This window comes from Rathayibacter sp. AY1G1, from assembly GCF_002932095.1.
In the GTDB taxonomy this organism is placed as follows: Bacteria; Actinomycetota; Actinomycetes; order Actinomycetales; family Microbacteriaceae; genus Rathayibacter.
In genome coordinates this window covers 63,014-79,862 of the sequence record NZ_PSUZ01000019.1, presented here as the reverse complement: position 1 = coordinate 79,862, position 16,849 = coordinate 63,014, and the positions used below count along the sequence as shown (strand labels likewise).

Sequence of the window (16,849 nt, the reverse complement as noted above, 5' to 3'; positions counted from 1 at the left end):
GGCCCCACGAGGAGGACGTCGGCCTCGGGGAGGGAGTGGTCGAGACCGGTGAGGGTCTCGGAGCGGAACACGGCATCCATGCCGCGCTCCTTCGCGCCCGCTCGCAGCCGGTGGGCCAGGAACGTGCTCGACGCGCCTGCACCGCAGACGATCAGGATCTTCCGCACCTCGTTCGCCTCCTCGCGTCCGGGTCGTGATTCATCCAAGCATCCCCTCGGAGGGGCGGCACCCTCCAGCAGACAATCTTCCGCGGGGGCGGAAGACGGCCCCTTCCACCCGCGGCGCGGGGGCTCCCGGGCGCGTCGCCGGGGTGATTGACTGACGGGACGTACGACTCGCCGCCCGCGTCCTGCGGGCCCGCGGCAGGGTCGTGGCGCTCCCGGCGCCCGCCCCGACCGCACGCCTGGAGCCTGATGCCTGACAACCGCGAACGACTGCTGGAGTACCTCTCCCGCGCCGACGGCTGGGTGACGGCGCACGAGCTCGCCGACAGGCTCGGAGTCACCACCCGCAGCGTCCGGAGCTACGTCACCGCGGTGAAGGCGCAGGCCGCCCCGCTGGAGCCGGTCGAGTCCTCCGCGAACGGCTACCGCCTCGCGCGCGAGGCGTACGCGGCCTACCTGGAGGCGCAGCGCAGCCGCGACGTCGAGCCCGACACCCCGCGCGACCGGCTGTACAGCATCGTCCGCCGCCTGGTCGACTCCGACGAGGGCCTGGACGTCTTCGCCCTCGCCGACGCGCTGTCGGTGAGCGAGTCGACCGTCGACGCCGATCTGCGCCGGGTGAAGGCCCTCGCCGACGAGGCCGGCCTCGGGCTGGTCCGGCGCGGCCCGTCGGTGCGCCTCGAGGGCAGCGAGGAGGCCCGCCGCCGCCTGATCTCGCGGATGTTCCGCGACGAGAGCGCGCAGGGCGTCTTCACGCTCGACGACGTCCAGCGCGAGTTCGCCTCCCCCGGCCTCGGCGCCTTCAAGACCGAGCTGCTGGCCGAGCTCGAGACCCGCGGCTACTACATCAACGACTACGGCGTGAACAGCGTCCTCCTCCACATCGCGATCGCCGTCGACCGCGTCGCCCGGGGCATCGGGGACCCCTCCGGCTCCCGCCCCTCCCCCGCGATCCACGGCGAGCTCGCGGCCCTGCTGGCGGAGCTGGTGGAGCGGCACTTCGCGACGCGCCTGACCGACGCCGAGCTCGCCCAGCTCGCGATCCTGATGACGACGCGGGTGGCGACGCCCGGGCAGAACGAGCCGGTCGCCGCCGTGGTCGAGAACTACCTCGACCCGGAGGACCTCGCCGTCGTCCGCGAGCTCGTCGCCGACGTCAACCGCGAGTACCTGGTCGACCTGGACGACGAGGGCTTCATCGTCCGCCTCGCCCTGCACGTGCGGAACCTGATCGCCCGGGCCGCCGAGGGCGGCTACTCCCGCAACCCGCTCACCCGCTCGATCAAGACCAGCTACCCGATGACCTACGAGATCGCCGTGTTCCTGGCGAGCGGGCTGCAGCGCCGTCGGGGCGTCGTGGTCAACGAGGACGAGATCGCCTACATCGCCCTCCACGTCGGCTCGTTCCTCGAGCGGGTGTCCCGGCGGGAGGAGCGTCTGTCCTGCGTGATCGTCTGCCCCAACTACTACGACCTCGCTCACATGCTGCGCCTGCGCGTCGAGCGCTCGCTCGGCACCGAGGTGGAGGTGCGCTCGCTGATCACGCGGAGCGACGTCGACTGGGACCGGCTCACCGCCGACCTCGTGATCACCACGATCGACGAGCGCCCCGCGTCCGATGACGTCGTGGTCGTGCAGCCGTTCCTCACCGACCACGACGTCGAGACGGTACGCCGGGCCATCGCCCGCGTCCGCCGGCACCGCCGCCGCGCGCAGATCAAGGACGAGCTGCTGCAGTTCTTCGACGAGGAGCTGTTCTTCCGCAACGTGCACGCGCGCGACGAGGCGGCGATGATCCGGATGCTGGGCGAGCGGATGATCGCCGGCGGCATCATCGACGAGGACTACGTCGACGGCGCCATCGAGCGCGAGCGGATGAGCTCCACGGCGTTCACCGACAACCTCGCGGTCCCGCACGCGATGGCGATGAGCGCCCGCCGCACCTCCATCGCGATCGTCGTGAACGACACCGCGATGGAGTGGGGCGAGCAGCGGGTGAACGTGATCGCGATGATCGCGTTCGCCTCGGCCGGCCGCAGCACCTTCCAGTCGGTGTTCGACCAGTTCGTCGAGGTGTTCGCCGACCGGGCGGAGGTGCAGCGCCTCATCCGGCGCTCCACGGACTTCGGCGGCTTCATCGAGGAGCTGGTGCGGGTGATCGACAGCTAGCCGACACCCGCACTCCGGGTGGAGCCGGAGGGCGCTGTCGTCCTCCCGCTCCCGCGCTTCGTGGGCGCCCGACGGACCCCCGCCGGGCGCGAGAGGCCACGAGGAGCCTCCTCCGCATCGGATCGGAGGAGCTCCGCGTTGGGGCCTCTAGGCGAAGGGCGTCGGCACGATCCCGTAGGGGGCGAGGCCGGCCGCGCCGCCGTCGGCGAGCGTGGTGACCCAGATGCCGTCGTGGTGCACGGCGACGGAGTGCTCCCAGTGGGCGGCCATGCTGCTGTCCTCGGTCGCGACCGTCCACTCGTCCTCGCGGACGAAGGTCTCGGCGCTGCCCGCGGTGACCATCGGCTCGATCGCGACGACGAGTCCCGGCTTCACCTCGGGGCCGCGCTGGCGCACCCGGTAGTTGAAGACCGGCGGAGCCTCGTGCATGGTGCGCCCGATGCCGTGGCCGATGTAGTCGGTGAGGATGCCGTAGACGCGGCCCGAGCGCTCGGCCTCGTCCTCGATGTACTCCTCGATCGCCGCGCCGACCTCGTTGAGATGGCGGGCGGAGGCGAGGGCGGCGATCCCCCGCCACAGGGATCCCTCGGTCACCCGCGAGAGCTCGGCGCGTGCCGCGACCTCCTCCGGGCGGGAGGGATCGGGCAGGACCACCGTCATCGCGGAGTCGCCGTTCCAGCCGTCGATCTCGGCGCCGCTGTCGATGGAGACCAGGTCGCCCGGCTCGAGCACGCGCCCGCCGGGGATGCCGTGGACCACCTCGTCGTTGACCGAGGCGCAGATCGTGTGCCGGTAGCCCGGGACGAGCTGGAAGTTCGAGTGGCCGCCGAGCGCGACGATCGCCGCCTCGGCGATCGCGTCGAGCTCGAGCGTGGTGACGCCCGGGCGGACCGCCGCGCGGACCGCGTCGAGCGAGGCGGCCGTGGCGAGGCCCGGAGCGAGCATCGACCGCAGCTGCGCGGGCGTCTTGTAGAGCGAGGAGCGGAACGCCACGGCTCAGGCGGCCGGGGTGTCGAGGCGGCCCACGCGGTGGCCCTCGAGGGCGACGACGATCCGCTCGGTCACCTCGTCGACCGGCCCGAGGCCGTCGACCACGACCACGAGCCCGCGGGCCGCGTAGACGTCGATGAGCGGAGCGGTCTGCTCCTCGTAGAGCGCGAGTCGGCGCCGGATGACGTCCTCGGTGTCGTCGCTGCGCCCCTGCTCGAGCGAGCGCTTGAGCAGGCGGCCGACGACCTCGTCGGGATCGGCCGTCAGCTGGACGACCGCGTCGAGCCGGTTGTCGTCCGCGGCGAGGATGCGGTCGAGCTCGTCGACCTGCTCCGTGGTGCGCGGGTAGCCGTCAAGCAGGAACCCGGTCGACGCGTCCGCCTCCTGGAGGCGGTCGTGCACGATCGCGTTGGTCAGCTCGTCCGGCACGTAGCGCCCGTTGTCGAGGTAGGCCTTCGCCTGGAGACCGAGCTCGGTCTCGTTGGCGACGTTCGCGCGGAAGATGTCCCCGGTCGAGATGGCGGGCACCCGGAGGATGTCGCTCAGCCGAGCGGCCTGGGTCCCCTTGCCTGCGCCGGGAGGGCCGATCAGCAGGAGACGGAAGCCGATCGGGTGCGACGTCATCGGAGGAGTCCTTCGTAGTGGCGCTGCTGCAGCTGGGAGTCGATCTGCTTCACCGTCTCCAGGCCGACTCCGACGATGATCAGGATGGACGTGCCGCCGAAGGGGAAGTTCTGGTTCGCACCGACCAGCGCGAGGGCCACGAGGGGCACGAGCGCGATGAGGCCGAGGTAGACCGATCCGGGCAGCGTCACCCGGGTGAGCACGTAGTTGAGGTACTCGGCGGTCGGGCGGCCGGCGCGGATGCCGGGGATGAAGCCGCCGTAGCGCTTCATGTTGTCGGCGACCTCGTCCGGGTTGAAGGTGATCGCGACGTAGAAGTAGGTGAAGCCCACGATCAGGAGGAAGTACAGCGCCATGTAGAGCGGGTGATCGCCCTTGGTGAGGTAGTTCGTGATCCAGGTGACCCAGACCGGGGCCTCCTGGCCAGCGGCGGGCTGGTTGAACTGCGCGATGAGCGCGGGCAGGTACAGCAGCGACGAGGCGAAGATGACGGGCACGACGCCGGCCATGTTGACCTTGATCGGGATGTAGGTGTTGTTGCCGCCGTAGGTGCGGCGGCCGACCATCCGCTTGGCGTACTGCACGGGGATCCGCCGCTGCGACTGCTCCACGAAGACCACGGCGACCACGAGCACGAGGCCCACGCCGAGGACGAGGAGGAAGGTCTCGAAGCCGCGCGACTGCGCGATCGACCACAGGGAGGTGGGGAACTGGGCGGCGATCGAGGTGAAGATCAGCAGCGACATGCCGTTGCCGATGCCGCGCTCGGTGATGAGCTCGCCCATCCACATGATGATCCCGGTGCCCGCGGTCATGGTGATGACCATGAGGAGGATGGAGTACCACTCGTCGGTGATGATGAGCGCCGAGCACTCCGGGACGCCGGAGTTGCCGAAGAGGGCGCCCGAGCGGGCGACGGTGATCAGCGTCGTCGACTGGAGGACGCCGAGCGCGATGGTGAGGTACCGCGTGTACTGGGTGAGCTTGCCCTGACCGGACTGCCCCTCCTTGTACAGGGTCTCGAAGTGAGGGATGACCACGCGCAGCAGCTGCACGATGATCGACGCCGTGATGTACGGCATGATCCCGAGCGCGAAGATCGACAGCTGGAGCAGTGCTCCACCGCTGAAGAGGTTCACGAGCTCGTAGAGACCCGAGGTGCCCTGGTTGCCGGCGAGACAGGCCTGCACGGCGCTGAAGTCGACGAACGGAGCAGGGATGAAGGATCCCAGCCGGAAGATCGCCACGATCGCGAGGGTGAAGCCGATCTTGCGGCGGAGGTCGGGGGTGCGGAAGATCCGCGCAACGGCGCCAAACACTACCTAAGGTCTCCTGCTCAATTCTGTGGTGCGGGATACAGGTCGAGCTTGCCACGCGCTCCCGGAGGGAGTCGGCGTGACAAGCTCGACCGACAAGCTGCTGGTGCTACTTGATGGATCCGCCCGCAGCGACGATCTTCTGCTCGGCAGAGCTGGAGACCTTGTCGACCGCGACGTTCAGCTTAACCGCAATGTCGCCGTCCCCGAGGACTTTGACCTTCTCGTTCTTGCGGACAGCACCCTTGGCGACCAGGTCGCCGATGGTGACGTCGCCGCCCTGGGGGTAGAGCTCCGCGAGAGCGGACAGGTTCACGACCTGGTACTCGACCCGGAACGGGTTCTTGAAGCCGCGGAGCTTCGGGGTGCGCATGTGCAGCGGCATCTGCCCACCCTCGAAGCCGACGCGCACCTGGTAGCGGGCCTTGGTGCCCTTGGTGCCGCGACCGGCGGTCTTTCCCTTGGAGCCCTCACCGCGACCCACGCGGGTCTTGGCCTTCTTGGCTCCGGCAGCGGGGCGGAGGTGGTGGACCTTGAGCACGTGCTCCTTGGTCGCCGGCGCCGCCGCGCCCTTCGTGGTGGTCGCCTGCGCGGGAGTCGTGGACTCCGCGGCGGCGGCCTTCTTCGTCTCAGCCATTAGTCAATCTCCTCGACCTTCACCAGGTGGGCGACGGTCTTCACGTATCCGCGGTTCTGGGCGTTGTCCTCGCGGACGACGCTCTGACCGATCTTCCTGAGGCCGAGCGAGCGCAGCGTGTCGCGCTGGTACTGCTTCTCGCTGACCTTCGACTTGATCTGGGTCACCTTGAGCTGGGCCATCAGGCACCTGCCTTCGCGTTGGACGCGGCGGCGAGGGCGTCGGCCTCGGCACGGACGAGACGTGCCGGCGCGACCTGGTCGAAGTCGAGACCACGACGAGCGGCGACGGCGCGCGGCTCCTCGAGCTGCTTCAGAGCCTCGACGGTCGCGTGGACGATGTTGATGGTGTTCGACGAGCCGAGCGACTTGCTCAGGACGTCGTGGATGCCGGCGCACTCGAGGACGGCGCGGACGGGACCGCCGGCGATGACACCGGTACCCGCGGCGGCGGGGCGCAGGAGCACCACTCCGGCGGCGGCCTCACCCTGGACGGGGTGCGGGATGGTCGAGGCGACGCGGGGGACGCGGAAGAAGTTCTTCTTCGCCTCCTCGACGCCCTTGGAGATGGCGGTCGGGACCTCGCGGGCCTTGCCGTAGCCGACGCCCACCAGTCCGTTGCCGTCTCCGACGACCACGAGCGCGGTGAAGCTGAAGCGACGGCCGCCCTTGACGACCTTCGACACGCGGTTGATGGTCACGACGCGCTCGAGGAACTGGCTCTTCTCGGCGTCACGGCCACCGCGGTCGCGGCCACCCTGGTTGCGGTCGCGGCCGCCGCGGCGGGGCTCACGAGCCTCCTGCTGCGGCTGCGTGGACGCAGCGGTCTCGACGGGGGCCTCCGACACAGCGGCGACCTCGGGTTCCTTGTTCTCTGCGGCGCTCACAGGTTGAGCCCTGCCTCTCGTGCTCCATCGGCGATCGCGGCGACGCGACCGGCGTACTTGTTGCCTCCGCGGTCGAAGACGACCGCCTCGACACCGGCGTTCTTGGCGCGCTCGGCGACGAGCTCGCCGACCTTGCGGGCCTTGGCGGTCTTGTCGCCGTCGAACACGCGCAGGTCGGCCTCGAGGGTCGACGCCGACGCGAGGGTGCGGCCCTGAGCGTCGTCGACGACCTGCACGAAGACGTGGCGGGCCGAGCGGTTGACGACGAGGCGGGGGCGCTCGGCGGATCCGACGACCTTCTTGCGCAGACGGTCGTGACGACGACCGCGCGCAGCGGACTTGCTCTTTCCTCTGGTTCCGAGTCCCATGATCACTTACCGCTCTTTCCGGCCTTGCGGCGAACGACCTCGCCGGCGTAGCGCACGCCCTTGCCCTTGTAGGGCTCGGGCTTGCGGATCTTACGAATGTTGGCGGCCACCTCACCGACGGCCTGCTTCGAGATGCCGTGCACGGTGAGCTTGTTGTTGCCCTCGACCGTGAACGAGATGCCCGCGGGCGGGGTGACGACGACCGGGTGCGAGAAGCCGAGCGCGAACTCGATGTCCGAGCCCTTCGCCAGCACGCGGTAACCGGTTCCGACGACCTCGAGGCCCTTAGAGTAGCCCTGCGTGACACCGATGATGTCGTTCGCGATGAGCGTGCGGGTGAGGCCGTGGAGCGAACGCGACTCGCGCTCGTCATCGGGACGCGAGACCAGCACCTGGCCGTTCTCGACGGACACCTGGATGGGGCTGGCGACCGAGACGGTCAGCTCGCCCTTGGGGCCCTTGACGGTCACAGCGGATCCGGCGACGGAGACGTCGACGCCCGCCGGGATCTCGATGGGGAGTCTTCCAATACGCGACATGAGGGTTTACCACACGTAGGCGAGGACTTCCCCACCCACGCCCTTCTTCTCGGCCTGGCGGTCGGTCAGGAGACCGCTCGAGGTGGACAGGATGGCGACGCCGAGGCCGCCGAGCACGGTGGGGATCTCGGCCGACTTCGCGTACACGCGGAGTCCGGGCTTCGAGACCCGCTTGATGCCGGCGATCGAGCGCTCGCGGTTCGGGCCGTACTTGAGGGAGATGGAGAGCGTCGTGCCGACGCGCGCCTCCTCGACCTTCCAGTCGGCGATGTAGCCCTCGGTCTTGAGGATCTCGGCGATGTTCGCCTTGAGCTTCGAGCCCGGGAGGGTGATGGAGTCGTGGTGCGCGGAGTTCGCGTTACGGATTCTGGTCAGCAGATCTGCGACCGGATCAGTCATGGTCATGGCTGATGGTGCCTTTCTCGCCTGGTTTCGGCACCCTTTACAAGAGTGACGACCTGTGGTGTGGGACGGCGCCGACGACGTCGACGCCCATGCGGCCGCGCGAACGCAGGCCAACGAGCCATGCTACATGGCCGAGGTCCTGCGGTCGAGGGCCGATCGTGCACGGGATCCGGGGATCCCGCGTGGCGCCCGCCGCCGGCTCCGGACGGACCGGTCCGGCGGCGGACGCACGACGAGGCCGGAGGGCGGTTCTCACCGTCCCCCGGCCTCGAGGCTTGCTGCTTACGCGTTGTCCGACGACTTGAACGGGAAGCCGAGCTGCTTGAGCAGCGCGCGACCCTCGTCGTCGGTCTTGGCGGTGGTCACGACGGTCACGTCGAAGCCGCGGACGCGGTCGATGCGGTCCTGGTCGATCTCGTGGAAGATCGACTGCTCCGTGATGCCGAAGGTGTAGTTGCCGTTGCCGTCGAACTGGCGGTCCGACAGCCCGCGGAAGTCGCGGATGCGGGGCAGCGCCACCGAGAGCAGGCGGTCCAGGAACTCCCAGGCGCGGTCGCCCCGGAGGGTGACGTGAGCGCCGATGGCCTGACCCTCGCGCAGCTTGAACTGCGCGATGGACTTGCGGGCCTTGGTGACCTGCGGCTTCTGACCGGTGATGGCGGTGAGGTCCTTGACCGCGCCGTCGATGATCTTGCCGTCGCGGGCGGCCTCACCGACACCGGTGTTGACGACGACCTTGACCAGGCCGGGGACCTGGTGGACGTTGCCGAAGCCGAACTGCTCCTTGAGAGCGGGGATGATGTCGGCCTGGTACTTGGCCTTGAGCCGCGGCTGAACCTTCGCAGCCACTGCGGTGGTGTCAGTCATTACAGTTCCTCACCCGACGCCTTCGCGTAGCGCACGCGAACGGTCTTGGTCACGCCGTCCTTGGTGACGGCCACGTTGCGGTGGCCGACCCGGGTCGGCTTCTTGGTCTTCGGGTCGACGAGCGCGACGTTGGAGATGTGGATCGAGGCCTCGACGGTCTCGATGCCGCCCTCCTTCGAGCCGCGCTGCGTCTGGCCGACGCGGACGTGCTTCTTGACGAAGTTCACGCCCTCGACGACGACGCGGTTGCGCTCGACCAGCACCTCGAGGACCTTGCCCTGCTTGCCGCGGTCTCCACCGCGGGCCTGGGTAGCGCCCGAGATGACCTGGACGAGGTCACCCTTCTTGATCTTGGCCATGACTAGATAACCTCCGGTGCCAGCGAGACGATCTTCATGAACTTCTTGTCGCGGAGCTCGCGACCGACCGGTCCGAAGATGCGGGTGCCACGGGGGTCCCCGTCGTTCTTGAGGATGACGGCGGCGTTCTCGTCGAACTTGATGTACGAGCCGTCGGCGCGACGGGTCTGCTTGATGGTGCGGACGATGACGGCCTTGACCACGTCGCCCTTCTTCACGTTGCCACCGGGGATCGCGTCCTTGACGGTGGCGACGATGATGTCACCGAGGCCCGCGTAGCGGCGGCCGGAGCCTCCGAGGACGCGGATGGTGAGGAGCATCTTGGCGCCGGTGTTGTCGGCGACCTTGACTCGGGATTCTTGCTGAAGCATGTGTCTCTCCTGCTAACTCAAGTAGGCCGCGGCCTACTTGGCCTTCTCGAGGATCTCGACCAGGCGCCAGCGCTTGGTGGCGCTGAGGGGACGGGTCTCGCTGATGACGACGGAGTCGCCGATGCCGGCGGAGTTCAGCTCGTCGTGGACCTTGACCTTGGACGTACGGCGGATGACCTTGCCGTACAGCGGGTGCTTCACCCGGTCCTCGACCTCGACGACGATGGTCTTGTCCATCTTGTCGCTGGTGACGTAGCCGCGACGGGTCTTGCGGTATCCGCGAGCGCCCGCCTCCTTCACGTCGTGGGCGGCCGACTCGTGGCCGGCGCTGTCATTGACGGTTGCCATTACTTGGCCTCCTCGTTCGACTCGGTCGCCTCGACCTCGGCCTTGGCGGCCTTCTTGGTCTTGGGCTTCTTCTCCGCCTTGGCCGGGGCCTCGACGGGTGCGGGGGTGGCGCGGATGCCCAGCTCGCGCTCACGGATGACCGTGTAGATGCGGGCGATGTCGCGCTTGACGGCACGCAGGCGGCCGTTGGTGTCCAGCTGACCGGTGGCCGACTGGAAGCGGAGGTTGAACAGCTCCTCCTTGGCCTTCTTCAGCTCGGTGACGAGACGCTCGTCCTCGTAGGTGTCGAGCTCGGCGGGGGCGAGCTCCTTGGATCCGATCGCCATTACGCGTCTCCCTCCTCGCGCTTGATGATGCGTGCCTTGAGGGGCAGCTTGTGGATGGCACGGGTCATGGCCTCACGAGCGAGCTGCTCGTCGACGCCGGCGACCTCGAAGAGGACGCGACCCGGCTTGACGTTCGCGACCCACCACTCCGGCGAGCCCTTACCGGAACCCATGCGGGTCTCGGCGGGCTTCTTGGTGAGCGGACGGTCGGGGTAGATGTTGATCCACACCTTTCCGCCACGCTTGATGTGACGCGTCATCGCGATACGAGCGGACTCGATCTGACGGTTGGTCACGTAGGCGGGGGTGAGGGCCTGGATGCCGAACTCACCGAACGACACCTTGGTGCCACCGGTGGCCTGGCCGGACCGGCCCGGGTGGTGCTGCTTGCGGTGCTTGACTCGACGCGGAATCAACATGGTTATGCCTCAACTCCTGCTGCGACGGGCGCCTCGCTCTGCTGGCGGGGTGCACGGCGCGGACGGTCGCTGCGCTCCGGGCGCGACGACTTGCTGTTCGCCTGCTCGCGGGCGAGCTCCTTGTTGGTGATGTCGCCCTTGTAGATCCAGACCTTCACGCCGATGCGGCCGAAGGTGGTCTTCGCCTCGTAGAAGCCGTAGTCGATGTTCGCGCGGAGGGTGTGCAGCGGCACGCGTCCCTCGCGGTAGAACTCCGAGCGGCTCATCTCGGCGCCGCCGAGGCGGCCGGAGACCTGGATGCGGACGCCCTTGGCGCCGGCGCGCTGAGCACCCTGCAGGCCCTTGCGCATCGCGCGGCGGAAGGCCACGCGGGCGGAGAGCTGCTCGGCGATGCCCTGGGCGACCAGCTGAGCCTCGGCCTCGGGGTTCTTGACCTCGAGGATGTTCAGCTGGATCTGCTTGCCCGTGAGCTTCTCGAGGTCGGCACGGATGCGCTCGGCCTCGGCGCCGCGGCGGCCGATCACGATGCCCGGGCGGGCGGTGTGGATGTCGACGCGGACCCGGTCACGGGTGCGCTCGATCTCGATGCGGGCGACGCCCGCACGGTCGAGCTGCGTGGCGAGGAGTCGGCGGATCTTGACGTCCTCGGCGAGGTAGTCGCTGTACCGCTGGCCCTTCTTGGTGCTGTCGGAGAACCAGCGCGACACGTGGTCGGTGGTGATTCCCAGACGGAAACCGTAGGGGTTTACTTTCTGACCCATTACTTGGTCCCCTCCTCAGGAGTGGCCAGCACGACGGTGATGTGGCTGGTGCGCTTGTTGATGCGGAAGGCACGACCCTGAGCACGGGGCTGGAATCGCTTGAGGGTGGTTCCCTCATCGACGAAGGCGCGGGACACGATCAGGTCCTGGTCGTCGAGGTACTCGTTCGAGGCATCGGCCTTGACGCGAGCGTTGGCCATCGCCGAGGCGACGAGCTTGTAGACGGGCTCGGACGCACCCTGCGGCGCGAACTTCAGGATGGCCAGTGCCTCCTGAGCCTGCTTCCCGCGGATCAGGTTCACGACACGGCGAGCCTTCTGGGGGGTGACGCGGATGTGTCGCACGCGTGCGATCGACTCCACCATTTCTCTCCTCCTTCTCGTCGCCGCGTCAGCGGCGACGGCCCTTCTTGTCGTCCTTCTCGTGACCGCGGAAGGTCCGAGTGGGGGCGAACTCGCCGAGCTTGTGGCCGACCATGGTCTCGGTCACGAACACGGGGATGTGCTTGCGACCGTCGTGGACCGCGATGGTGTGACCCAGCATCGCCGGGATGATCATCGAACGGCGCGACCAGGTCTTGATGACGTTCTTGTTGCCGGCTTCGTTGGCCGTGAACACCTTGCGGAGCAGGTGGTCGTCAACGAAGGGGCCCTTCTTGAGACTGCGAGGCATCTTCTACAACTCCTACTTGCGCTTCTTACCGGCGGTGCGGCGGCGAACGATGAGCTTGTCGCTCTCCTTGTTGGGGCGACGGGTGCGTCCCTCGGACTGACCCCACGGGCTGACCGGGTGGCGTCCACCGGAGGTCTTGCCCTCTCCACCACCGTGCGGGTGGTCGACCGGGTTCATCGCGACACCGCGGACGGTCGGGCGGACGCCCTTCCAGCGCATGCGGCCGGCCTTGCCCCAGTTGATGTTCGACTGCTCGGCGTTGCCGACCTCGCCGATCGTGGCGCGGCAGCGCGCATCGACGTTGCGGATCTCGCCCGACGGCAGGCGGAGCTGCGCGTAGGGGCCGTCCTTGGCGACGAGGCGGACCGAGGTGCCGGCCGAGCGGGCGAGCTTGGCGCCGCCTCCCGGCTTGATCTCGATGGCGTGGATGACCGTACCGGTCGGGATGTTGCGCAGCGGCAGGTTGTTGCCGGGCTTGATGTCGGCGCCGGCGCCCGACTCCACGACGTCGCCCTGCGAGAGCTTGTTCGGGGCCAGGATGTAGCGCTTGGTGCCGTCCACGAAGTGGAGCAGCGCGATGCGCGCCGTGCGGTTGGGGTCGTACTCGATGTGAGCGACCTTGGCGTTGACGCCGTCCTTGTCGTTGCGACGGAAGTCGATCAGACGGTACTGGCGCTTGTGGCCACCACCGATGTGACGCGTCGTGATGCGGCCGGAGTTGTTGCGGCCACCGGTCTTGGACAGCGGGCGCAGGAGCGACTTCTCGGGCGTCGAGCGGGTGATCTCGGCGAAGTCGGCAACGCTGGAGCCGCGGCGACCGGGGGTCGTGGGCTTGTACTTACGAATAGCCATTGTCTGTTTCCTCTACGCTTCTTCGGCTCAGCCGACGCTCGTGAAGATGTCGATGGAGCCGGACTTCAGCGTGACGATCGCGCGCTTGGTGTCCTTGCGCTTGCCGGTGCCGAACTTCGTGCGGCGGGTCTTGCCCTGGCGGTTCAGCGTGTTGATCGACGCGACCTCGACGCCGAAGATCTTCTCGATGGCGAGCTTGATCTCGGTCTTGTTCGAACGCGGGTCGACCACGAAGGTGTACTTGCCCTCGTCGATCAGGCCGTAGGACTTCTCCGAGACCACCGGGGAGATGATGACGTCGCGGGGGTCCTTGTTGAACGCGGCGGACTGGCTCATGCGTTCACCTCTTCCTTGTTGGACTCGACGCCCGACTTGGCCGCGATGAACGCGTCGAGCGCGCCCTTCGAGAACACGATGTCGTCGGAGACGAGCACGTCGTACGCGTTGAGCTGGTCGGCCGGCAGGATGTGCACGAACGGCACGTTGCGGAGCGAGAGCTCGGCGATGTAGTCGTCGCGCTCGAGCACCACGAGGACGTTGCGCGACACCGAGAGGGCGTCGAGCAGGACGAGGACGTCCTTGGTCCGGGGGGTGTCGCCGAGGGCGAGGGACTCGACCACGTGGATGCGGGCACCGCGGGCGCGGTCCGAGAGAGCACCGAGCAGAGCCGCGGCGATCATCTTCTTGGGGGTGCGCTGCGCGTAGCTGCGGGGAGTCGGTCCGTGGACCACGCCACCGCCGGTCATGTGCGGGGCGCGGATCGAGCCCTGACGAGCGCGACCGGTTCCCTTCTGCTTGAACGGCTTGCGACCGGCTCCGGAGACCTCACCGCGGTTCTTCGTCTTGTGGGTTCCCTGGCGCGCCGCGGCGAGCTGGGCCACGACGACCTGGTGGATGAGGGGGATGTTGGTCTGGACGTCGAAGAGCGCGGCGGGGAGCTCGACCGAGCCCGCCTTCTGGCCCTTGACGTCGATGATGTCGACAGAGGTAGCCATGGAACTACGCTCCCTTCACGGCGTTGCGAACGAACACGAGGCGACCGCGGGCACCGGGGACGGCGCCCTTGACGAGCAGCAGGCCCTTCTCGGCGTCGACGGAGTGCACCTTGAGGTTGAGCACGGTGACGCGCTCGCCACCCATGCGACCGGCCATGCGCATGCCCTTGAAGACACGGCTGGGGGTCGAGGAGGCGCCGATGGAGCCGGGCTTGCGGTGGTTGCGGTGCGAACCGTGCGAAGCCGAGACGCCCTTGAAATTGTGACGCTTCATGACGCCGGCGAAGCCCTTGCCCTTGCTGGTGCCGACGACGTCGACCTTGGTGCCGGCCTCGAAGACGGCGTCCACGGTCAGCTCCTGGCCTGCCGAGTAGTCGGCGGCGTCGGAGGTGCGGACCTCGGTGAGGTGGCGGCGGGGGGTGACGCCCGCGGCGTCGAAGTGACCGGCGGCGGGCTTGTTCACCTTGCGCGGGTCGATCGCACCGGCGGCGAGCTGGACGGCGGTGTAGCCGTCCTTCTCCTCCGTGCGGACCTGGGTCACGACGTTGGGGCTGATCTCGATGACGGTGACCGGCACGAGCTTGTTGTTCTCGTCCCAGACCTGGGTCATTCCGAGCTTGGTGCCGAGGAGGCCCTTGCTGGTCTTCAGCGTGGGGGAAACAGTGACAGACATGGTGGCACTCCTCCTTAGAGCTTGATCTCGATGTTGACGTCGGCCGGCAGGTCGAGGCGCATGAGCGAGTCGACGGCCTTGGGCGTCGGGTCGATGATGTCGATGAGGCGCTTGTGGGTGCGCATCTCGAAGTGCTCGCGGCTGTCCTTGTACTTGTGGGGAGAACGGATCACGCAGACCACGTTCTTCTCGGTCGGCAGCGGCACGGGGCCGACCACCGTTGCACCGGCACGGGTGACCGTGTCGACGATCTTGCGCGCCGACGTGTCGATGACCTCGTGGTCGTACGACTTCAGTCGGATGCGGATCTTCTGTCCCGCCATGTGTGATCTCTCACTCTCTTGTTATTGCGTCGTACGCGACTCCCCCGGCCGGAGCCGGACTCGTCTCGCATTGGACGCGCTCGCGAAGGAACTCCGGTGACCCGGAAAAGTGCAACCAGTGTTCTTCTGTCAAAAGCACCGCACCCCTGGGGCGCTCCGATCGGCGTGCAGAACGCACGACGCACGGAGAGACCGTTGAGATGTCGGTTGTTGTCGTTCTGCTACCCGCCGCCTCGACGTCGCATCCGCGTGGCCGCCCTCTCGGGTCGAGCCTCCGCGATGCCGTCTCGGCACTGCCTGGCAGTGTCCCCCTCCGAGCAGCACGCCGCCCGAGAGGAAATTTTGAACTAGAAGAGTCTCCCACAGATGCCCCACCCCTGCAACCCGGGCGTGTCGCGCCGGAGGGCTCCTTCGCGAGCACGTCGTGACAGCCCCTGGGAGCCGGTCGCTCCGAGCAGCAGCGCGGGCCGGAGGGCCTCCCCCGCTACTCGAAGAGCAGCGCCCGGACGGCGGTCTCGGCCGACGCGGGCCGCGACGCGTCGATGGTCTCGCCGGCGCGGAAGTGGTCCAGAAGCCGCGGGTCGACGTAGCTGGCGCGGGCGACCGTCGGCGTGTTCCCGAGCACGTCCGAGGCGTCGCGCATCGCCTGGGCGATCGCGGAGTTCCGAGCGCGCTGTGTGGCCTGCGGGCCCGACTTCGCCAGGCTCAGCGCGGCCGCGACCGTGCCGTGCAGAGTGCGGAAGTCCTTCGCCGTGAAGTCGTCGCCGGCGCGCTCGCGCACGTAGTCGTTGATCTCGGGCGCCGAGATCGGCCGCCACTCCCGCCCGTCCTTCCAGGCGAGCAGGCGGGCGTTCGGCCCGCGACGCTTGAGAGCACGGACGACGCGCGAGAGGTCGTGGTCGAGGATCTCGCTCGTCCACGCCTGATGGCTCTTCCCGGGGAAGGCGAGGGCGACCCGGTCCCCGTGGGTCGTGGCGTGCGCGCACAGGAGCGTCGAGAGGCCGATGCTGCCGTGCTCCTTCGCGTACCTCTCGCTGCCGACGCGGAGCGATCCGGTGTCGAGCATCCGGAAGGCGGTGGCCAGCGCGCGCTCACGGCTGGGTCCGTCCGAGCGGAGGGCGATGGTCACGGCCCGGCGCGCCCCGGGCAGGGCCTCCGCGAGCCGCAGCGCCCGGTCGAACTTGATCCGGTCCTTCTGCTCGCGCCAGGTCGGATGGTAGATGTACTGGCGGCGGCCGGCGGAGTCGACGCCGGTGGCCTGGATGTGCCCGTTGGGATACGGGGCGATCCAGACGTCCGTCCAGGCCGGCGGGATGCCGAGATGGTCGAACCGCGCGCGCAGCTCCTTGTCGGCGACGGTCGCGCCCTTCGGGTCGCGGTAGCTGAAGCCGGAGCCCGCGCGCACCCGGGTGTAGCCGCGCCCGCTCGAATCGGTCCTGCGGAGTCGTTGCGCGCGAGTGTCAGCCATCGATCCGACGATAGGACGGCGGATCCGAGGCCCGCACCCGCTTGACGGCAGGGAGGAGCAGTCGGACGGCAGCCGCTACTCGTTGCCGATCCGCTTGTCGGCCTGGCGCTTCAGGTCCTCGATGCGGTCGTCGTACTTGCCGTTGGTGAGGCGGCTGGCGATCTCGCCCGCCTTCTCGAGGGTCTGGTCGGAGACCTGCTCGGCCTTCTCGCTCCGCAGCGCGTCCTGGGCCTTCCGGCTGTTGAGCAGTTCGCCGGCCTGGCGTCCGAGCTTCCCGAGATCCACGATGATGCCTCCTTGTAAACGCGCACAGGGCG

At 68.5% G+C, this 16,849-nt stretch carries 27 protein-coding genes; 1 reads left to right on the top strand and 26 read right to left on the bottom strand.

Features of this window, described 5'->3' with window-relative positions; all coding sequences use genetic code 11:
- On the bottom strand, positions 1-206 hold a 206-nt coding region (locus C5C36_RS11900; RefSeq protein ID WP_374952935.1), incomplete at its 3' end, for a PTS sugar transporter subunit IIB.
- 207 nt (positions 207-413) lie between these two features.
- Between C5C36_RS11900 and C5C36_RS11895 the strand changes: the two genes are divergently transcribed.
- Positions 414-2,333, top strand: coding sequence for a BglG family transcription antiterminator (locus tag C5C36_RS11895; RefSeq protein ID WP_104260916.1), 1,920 nt, complete (start codon positions 414-416; stop codon positions 2,331-2,333).
- A 147-nt stretch (positions 2,334-2,480) separates the two neighbouring features.
- Here the strand turns inward: C5C36_RS11895 and map are convergent, their stop codons facing one another.
- From map to C5C36_RS11770, 25 genes are all read right to left on the bottom strand, one after another.
- A complete protein-coding gene (gene map / locus C5C36_RS11890; protein ID WP_104226753.1) occupies positions 2,481-3,326 on the bottom strand; it encodes a type I methionyl aminopeptidase in 846 nt (281 codons plus the stop codon).
- Positions 3,327-3,329: 3 nt separating this feature from the next.
- The gene (locus C5C36_RS11885; RefSeq protein WP_181028829.1) at positions 3,330-3,947 is read right to left on the bottom strand and encodes an adenylate kinase; all 618 of its coding nucleotides are present in this window, start codon (positions 3,945-3,947) and stop codon (positions 3,330-3,332) included.
- On the bottom strand, positions 3,944-5,266 hold the full coding sequence (gene secY, locus C5C36_RS11880; RefSeq protein ID WP_104224557.1) for a preprotein translocase subunit SecY: 1,323 nt from the start codon (positions 5,264-5,266) through the stop codon (positions 3,944-3,946). The genes C5C36_RS11885 and secY overlap by 4 nt, the downstream gene beginning before the upstream one ends.
- Positions 5,267-5,372: 106 nt before the next feature.
- Positions 5,373-5,900 (bottom strand): 50S ribosomal protein L15, encoded by a 528-nt coding sequence (gene rplO, locus C5C36_RS11875; protein WP_104226755.1) that lies wholly within the window; start codon positions 5,898-5,900, stop codon positions 5,373-5,375.
- Positions 5,900-6,082 carry a 50S ribosomal protein L30 gene (rpmD, locus tag C5C36_RS11870; protein WP_181024623.1) on the bottom strand — a complete coding sequence of 61 codons (183 nt, stop codon included), beginning with the start codon at positions 6,080-6,082 and terminating at the stop codon, positions 5,900-5,902. Before rpmD ends, rplO begins: the two co-directional genes overlap by 1 nt.
- On the bottom strand, positions 6,082-6,786 hold the full coding sequence (gene rpsE, locus C5C36_RS11865; protein WP_104224559.1) for a 30S ribosomal protein S5: 705 nt from the start codon (positions 6,784-6,786) through the stop codon (positions 6,082-6,084). Before rpsE ends, rpmD begins: the two co-directional genes overlap by 1 nt.
- Positions 6,783-7,154: a 50S ribosomal protein L18 gene (gene rplR, locus C5C36_RS11860; RefSeq protein WP_056037296.1), complete on the bottom strand. Its 372-nt coding sequence runs from the start codon at positions 7,152-7,154 to the stop codon at positions 6,783-6,785. The genes rpsE and rplR overlap by 4 nt, the downstream gene beginning before the upstream one ends.
- Positions 7,155-7,156: 2 nt before the next feature.
- Positions 7,157-7,693 carry a 50S ribosomal protein L6 gene (gene rplF, locus C5C36_RS11855; RefSeq protein ID WP_104224560.1) on the bottom strand — a complete coding sequence of 179 codons (537 nt, stop codon included), beginning with the start codon at positions 7,691-7,693 and terminating at the stop codon, positions 7,157-7,159.
- A 6-nt stretch (positions 7,694-7,699) separates the two neighbouring features.
- Complete coding sequence (gene rpsH / locus C5C36_RS11850; RefSeq protein ID WP_068209423.1) at positions 7,700-8,098, bottom strand: 30S ribosomal protein S8; 399 nt, start codon at positions 8,096-8,098, stop codon at positions 7,700-7,702.
- 282 nt (positions 8,099-8,380) lie between these two features.
- On the bottom strand, positions 8,381-8,965 hold the full coding sequence (gene rplE, locus C5C36_RS11845) for a 50S ribosomal protein L5 (protein WP_068209425.1): 585 nt from the start codon (positions 8,963-8,965) through the stop codon (positions 8,381-8,383).
- A complete protein-coding gene (gene rplX / locus C5C36_RS11840) occupies positions 8,965-9,324 on the bottom strand; it encodes a 50S ribosomal protein L24 (RefSeq protein ID WP_104224561.1) in 360 nt (119 codons plus the stop codon). Before rplX ends, rplE begins: the two co-directional genes overlap by 1 nt.
- A gap of 2 nt (positions 9,325-9,326) precedes the next feature.
- Positions 9,327-9,695 (bottom strand): 50S ribosomal protein L14, encoded by a 369-nt coding sequence (gene rplN, locus C5C36_RS11835; protein WP_104224562.1) that lies wholly within the window; start codon positions 9,693-9,695, stop codon positions 9,327-9,329.
- 33 nt (positions 9,696-9,728) lie between these two features.
- Positions 9,729-10,043, bottom strand: coding sequence for a 30S ribosomal protein S17 (rpsQ, locus tag C5C36_RS11830; RefSeq protein WP_104224563.1), 315 nt, complete (start codon positions 10,041-10,043; stop codon positions 9,729-9,731).
- Positions 10,043-10,369 (bottom strand): 50S ribosomal protein L29, encoded by a 327-nt coding sequence (gene rpmC / locus C5C36_RS11825; RefSeq protein ID WP_104224564.1) that lies wholly within the window; start codon positions 10,367-10,369, stop codon positions 10,043-10,045. The genes rpsQ and rpmC overlap by 1 nt, the downstream gene beginning before the upstream one ends.
- A complete protein-coding gene (rplP, locus tag C5C36_RS11820; RefSeq protein ID WP_068209436.1) occupies positions 10,369-10,788 on the bottom strand; it encodes a 50S ribosomal protein L16 in 420 nt (139 codons plus the stop codon). Before rplP ends, rpmC begins: the two co-directional genes overlap by 1 nt.
- 2 nt (positions 10,789-10,790) lie before the next feature.
- Positions 10,791-11,549 carry a 30S ribosomal protein S3 gene (gene rpsC, locus C5C36_RS11815; RefSeq protein WP_068209439.1) on the bottom strand — a complete coding sequence of 253 codons (759 nt, stop codon included), beginning with the start codon at positions 11,547-11,549 and terminating at the stop codon, positions 10,791-10,793.
- On the bottom strand, positions 11,549-11,914 hold the full coding sequence (gene rplV / locus C5C36_RS11810) for a 50S ribosomal protein L22 (protein ID WP_077221988.1): 366 nt from the start codon (positions 11,912-11,914) through the stop codon (positions 11,549-11,551). Before rplV ends, rpsC begins: the two co-directional genes overlap by 1 nt.
- 25 nt (positions 11,915-11,939) lie before the next feature.
- The gene (rpsS, locus tag C5C36_RS11805) at positions 11,940-12,221 is read right to left on the bottom strand and encodes a 30S ribosomal protein S19 (RefSeq protein ID WP_055787078.1); all 282 of its coding nucleotides are present in this window, start codon (positions 12,219-12,221) and stop codon (positions 11,940-11,942) included.
- Positions 12,222-12,233: 12 nt separating this feature from the next.
- Positions 12,234-13,073 carry a 50S ribosomal protein L2 gene (gene rplB, locus C5C36_RS11800; protein WP_068251462.1) on the bottom strand — a complete coding sequence of 280 codons (840 nt, stop codon included), beginning with the start codon at positions 13,071-13,073 and terminating at the stop codon, positions 12,234-12,236.
- Between the two features lie 27 nt (positions 13,074-13,100).
- The gene (gene rplW, locus C5C36_RS11795; protein ID WP_068209445.1) at positions 13,101-13,409 is read right to left on the bottom strand and encodes a 50S ribosomal protein L23; all 309 of its coding nucleotides are present in this window, start codon (positions 13,407-13,409) and stop codon (positions 13,101-13,103) included.
- Positions 13,406-14,068: a 50S ribosomal protein L4 gene (gene rplD, locus C5C36_RS11790; protein ID WP_104224565.1), complete on the bottom strand. Its 663-nt coding sequence runs from the start codon at positions 14,066-14,068 to the stop codon at positions 13,406-13,408. Before rplD ends, rplW begins: the two co-directional genes overlap by 4 nt.
- Before the next feature lie 4 nt (positions 14,069-14,072).
- On the bottom strand, positions 14,073-14,741 hold the full coding sequence (rplC, locus tag C5C36_RS11785; protein ID WP_104224566.1) for a 50S ribosomal protein L3: 669 nt from the start codon (positions 14,739-14,741) through the stop codon (positions 14,073-14,075).
- Positions 14,742-14,755: 14 nt separating this feature from the next.
- Complete coding sequence (gene rpsJ, locus C5C36_RS11780) at positions 14,756-15,064, bottom strand: 30S ribosomal protein S10 (protein ID WP_005050520.1); 309 nt, start codon at positions 15,062-15,064, stop codon at positions 14,756-14,758.
- A 484-nt stretch (positions 15,065-15,548) separates the two neighbouring features.
- A complete protein-coding gene (locus tag C5C36_RS11775; protein ID WP_104224567.1) occupies positions 15,549-16,532 on the bottom strand; it encodes a DNA topoisomerase IB in 984 nt (327 codons plus the stop codon).
- 75 nt (positions 16,533-16,607) lie between these two features.
- Complete coding sequence (locus C5C36_RS11770; RefSeq protein ID WP_159939075.1) at positions 16,608-16,817, bottom strand: antitoxin; 210 nt, start codon at positions 16,815-16,817, stop codon at positions 16,608-16,610.
- Positions 16,818-16,849 lie beyond the last annotated feature (32 nt).

What these genes read in the sequence shown, in the direction of transcription:
- rplE (WP_068209425.1), bottom strand. Translation starts at nt 8,965, where the DNA reads ATGACTGACACCACCGCAGTGGCTGCGAAGGTTCAGCCGCGGCTCAAG.
- rplF (WP_104224560.1), bottom strand. Translation starts at nt 7,693, where the DNA reads ATGTCGCGTATTGGAAGACTCCCCATCGAGATCCCGGCGGGCGTCGAC.
- rpsQ (WP_104224563.1), bottom strand. Translation starts at nt 10,043, where the DNA reads ATGGCAACCGTCAATGACAGCGCCGGCCACGAGTCGGCCGCCCACGAC.
- rplV (WP_077221988.1), bottom strand. Translation starts at nt 11,914, where the DNA reads ATGGTGGAGTCGATCGCACGCGTGCGACACATCCGCGTCACCCCCCAG.
- rpmD (WP_181024623.1), bottom strand. Translation starts at nt 6,082, where the DNA reads ATGGCCCAGCTCAAGGTGACCCAGATCAAGTCGAAGGTCAGCGAGAAG.
- rplR (WP_056037296.1), bottom strand. Translation starts at nt 7,154, where the DNA reads ATGGGACTCGGAACCAGAGGAAAGAGCAAGTCCGCTGCGCGCGGTCGT.
- rplN (WP_104224562.1), bottom strand. Translation starts at nt 9,695, where the DNA reads ATGCTTCAGCAAGAATCCCGAGTCAAGGTCGCCGACAACACCGGCGCC.
- rplO (WP_104226755.1), bottom strand. Translation starts at nt 5,900, where the DNA reads ATGGCTGAGACGAAGAAGGCCGCCGCCGCGGAGTCCACGACTCCCGCG.
- rpmC (WP_104224564.1), bottom strand. Translation starts at nt 10,369, where the DNA reads ATGGCGATCGGATCCAAGGAGCTCGCCCCCGCCGAGCTCGACACCTAC.
- rpsH (WP_068209423.1), bottom strand. Translation starts at nt 8,098, where the DNA reads ATGACCATGACTGATCCGGTCGCAGATCTGCTGACCAGAATCCGTAAC.
- C5C36_RS11775 (WP_104224567.1), bottom strand. Translation starts at nt 16,532, where the DNA reads ATGGCTGACACTCGCGCGCAACGACTCCGCAGGACCGATTCGAGCGGG.
- rpsS (WP_055787078.1), bottom strand. Translation starts at nt 12,221, where the DNA reads ATGCCTCGCAGTCTCAAGAAGGGCCCCTTCGTTGACGACCACCTGCTC.
- rplD (WP_104224565.1), bottom strand. Translation starts at nt 14,068, where the DNA reads ATGGCTACCTCTGTCGACATCATCGACGTCAAGGGCCAGAAGGCGGGC.
- rplC (WP_104224566.1), bottom strand. Translation starts at nt 14,741, where the DNA reads ATGTCTGTCACTGTTTCCCCCACGCTGAAGACCAGCAAGGGCCTCCTC.
- rplX (WP_104224561.1), bottom strand. Translation starts at nt 9,324, where the DNA reads ATGGCCAAGATCAAGAAGGGTGACCTCGTCCAGGTCATCTCGGGCGCT.
- rplW (WP_068209445.1), bottom strand. Translation starts at nt 13,409, where the DNA reads ATGAGCCAGTCCGCCGCGTTCAACAAGGACCCCCGCGACGTCATCATC.
- rpsC (WP_068209439.1), bottom strand. Translation starts at nt 11,549, where the DNA reads ATGGGTCAGAAAGTAAACCCCTACGGTTTCCGTCTGGGAATCACCACC.
- C5C36_RS11885 (WP_181028829.1), bottom strand. Translation starts at nt 3,947, where the DNA reads ATGACGTCGCACCCGATCGGCTTCCGTCTCCTGCTGATCGGCCCTCCC.
- rplP (WP_068209436.1), bottom strand. Translation starts at nt 10,788, where the DNA reads ATGTTGATTCCGCGTCGAGTCAAGCACCGCAAGCAGCACCACCCGGGC.
- rpsJ (WP_005050520.1), bottom strand. Translation starts at nt 15,064, where the DNA reads ATGGCGGGACAGAAGATCCGCATCCGACTGAAGTCGTACGACCACGAG.
- C5C36_RS11895 (WP_104260916.1), top strand. Translation starts at nt 414, where the DNA reads ATGCCTGACAACCGCGAACGACTGCTGGAGTACCTCTCCCGCGCCGAC.
- rplB (WP_068251462.1), bottom strand. Translation starts at nt 13,073, where the DNA reads ATGGCTATTCGTAAGTACAAGCCCACGACCCCCGGTCGCCGCGGCTCC.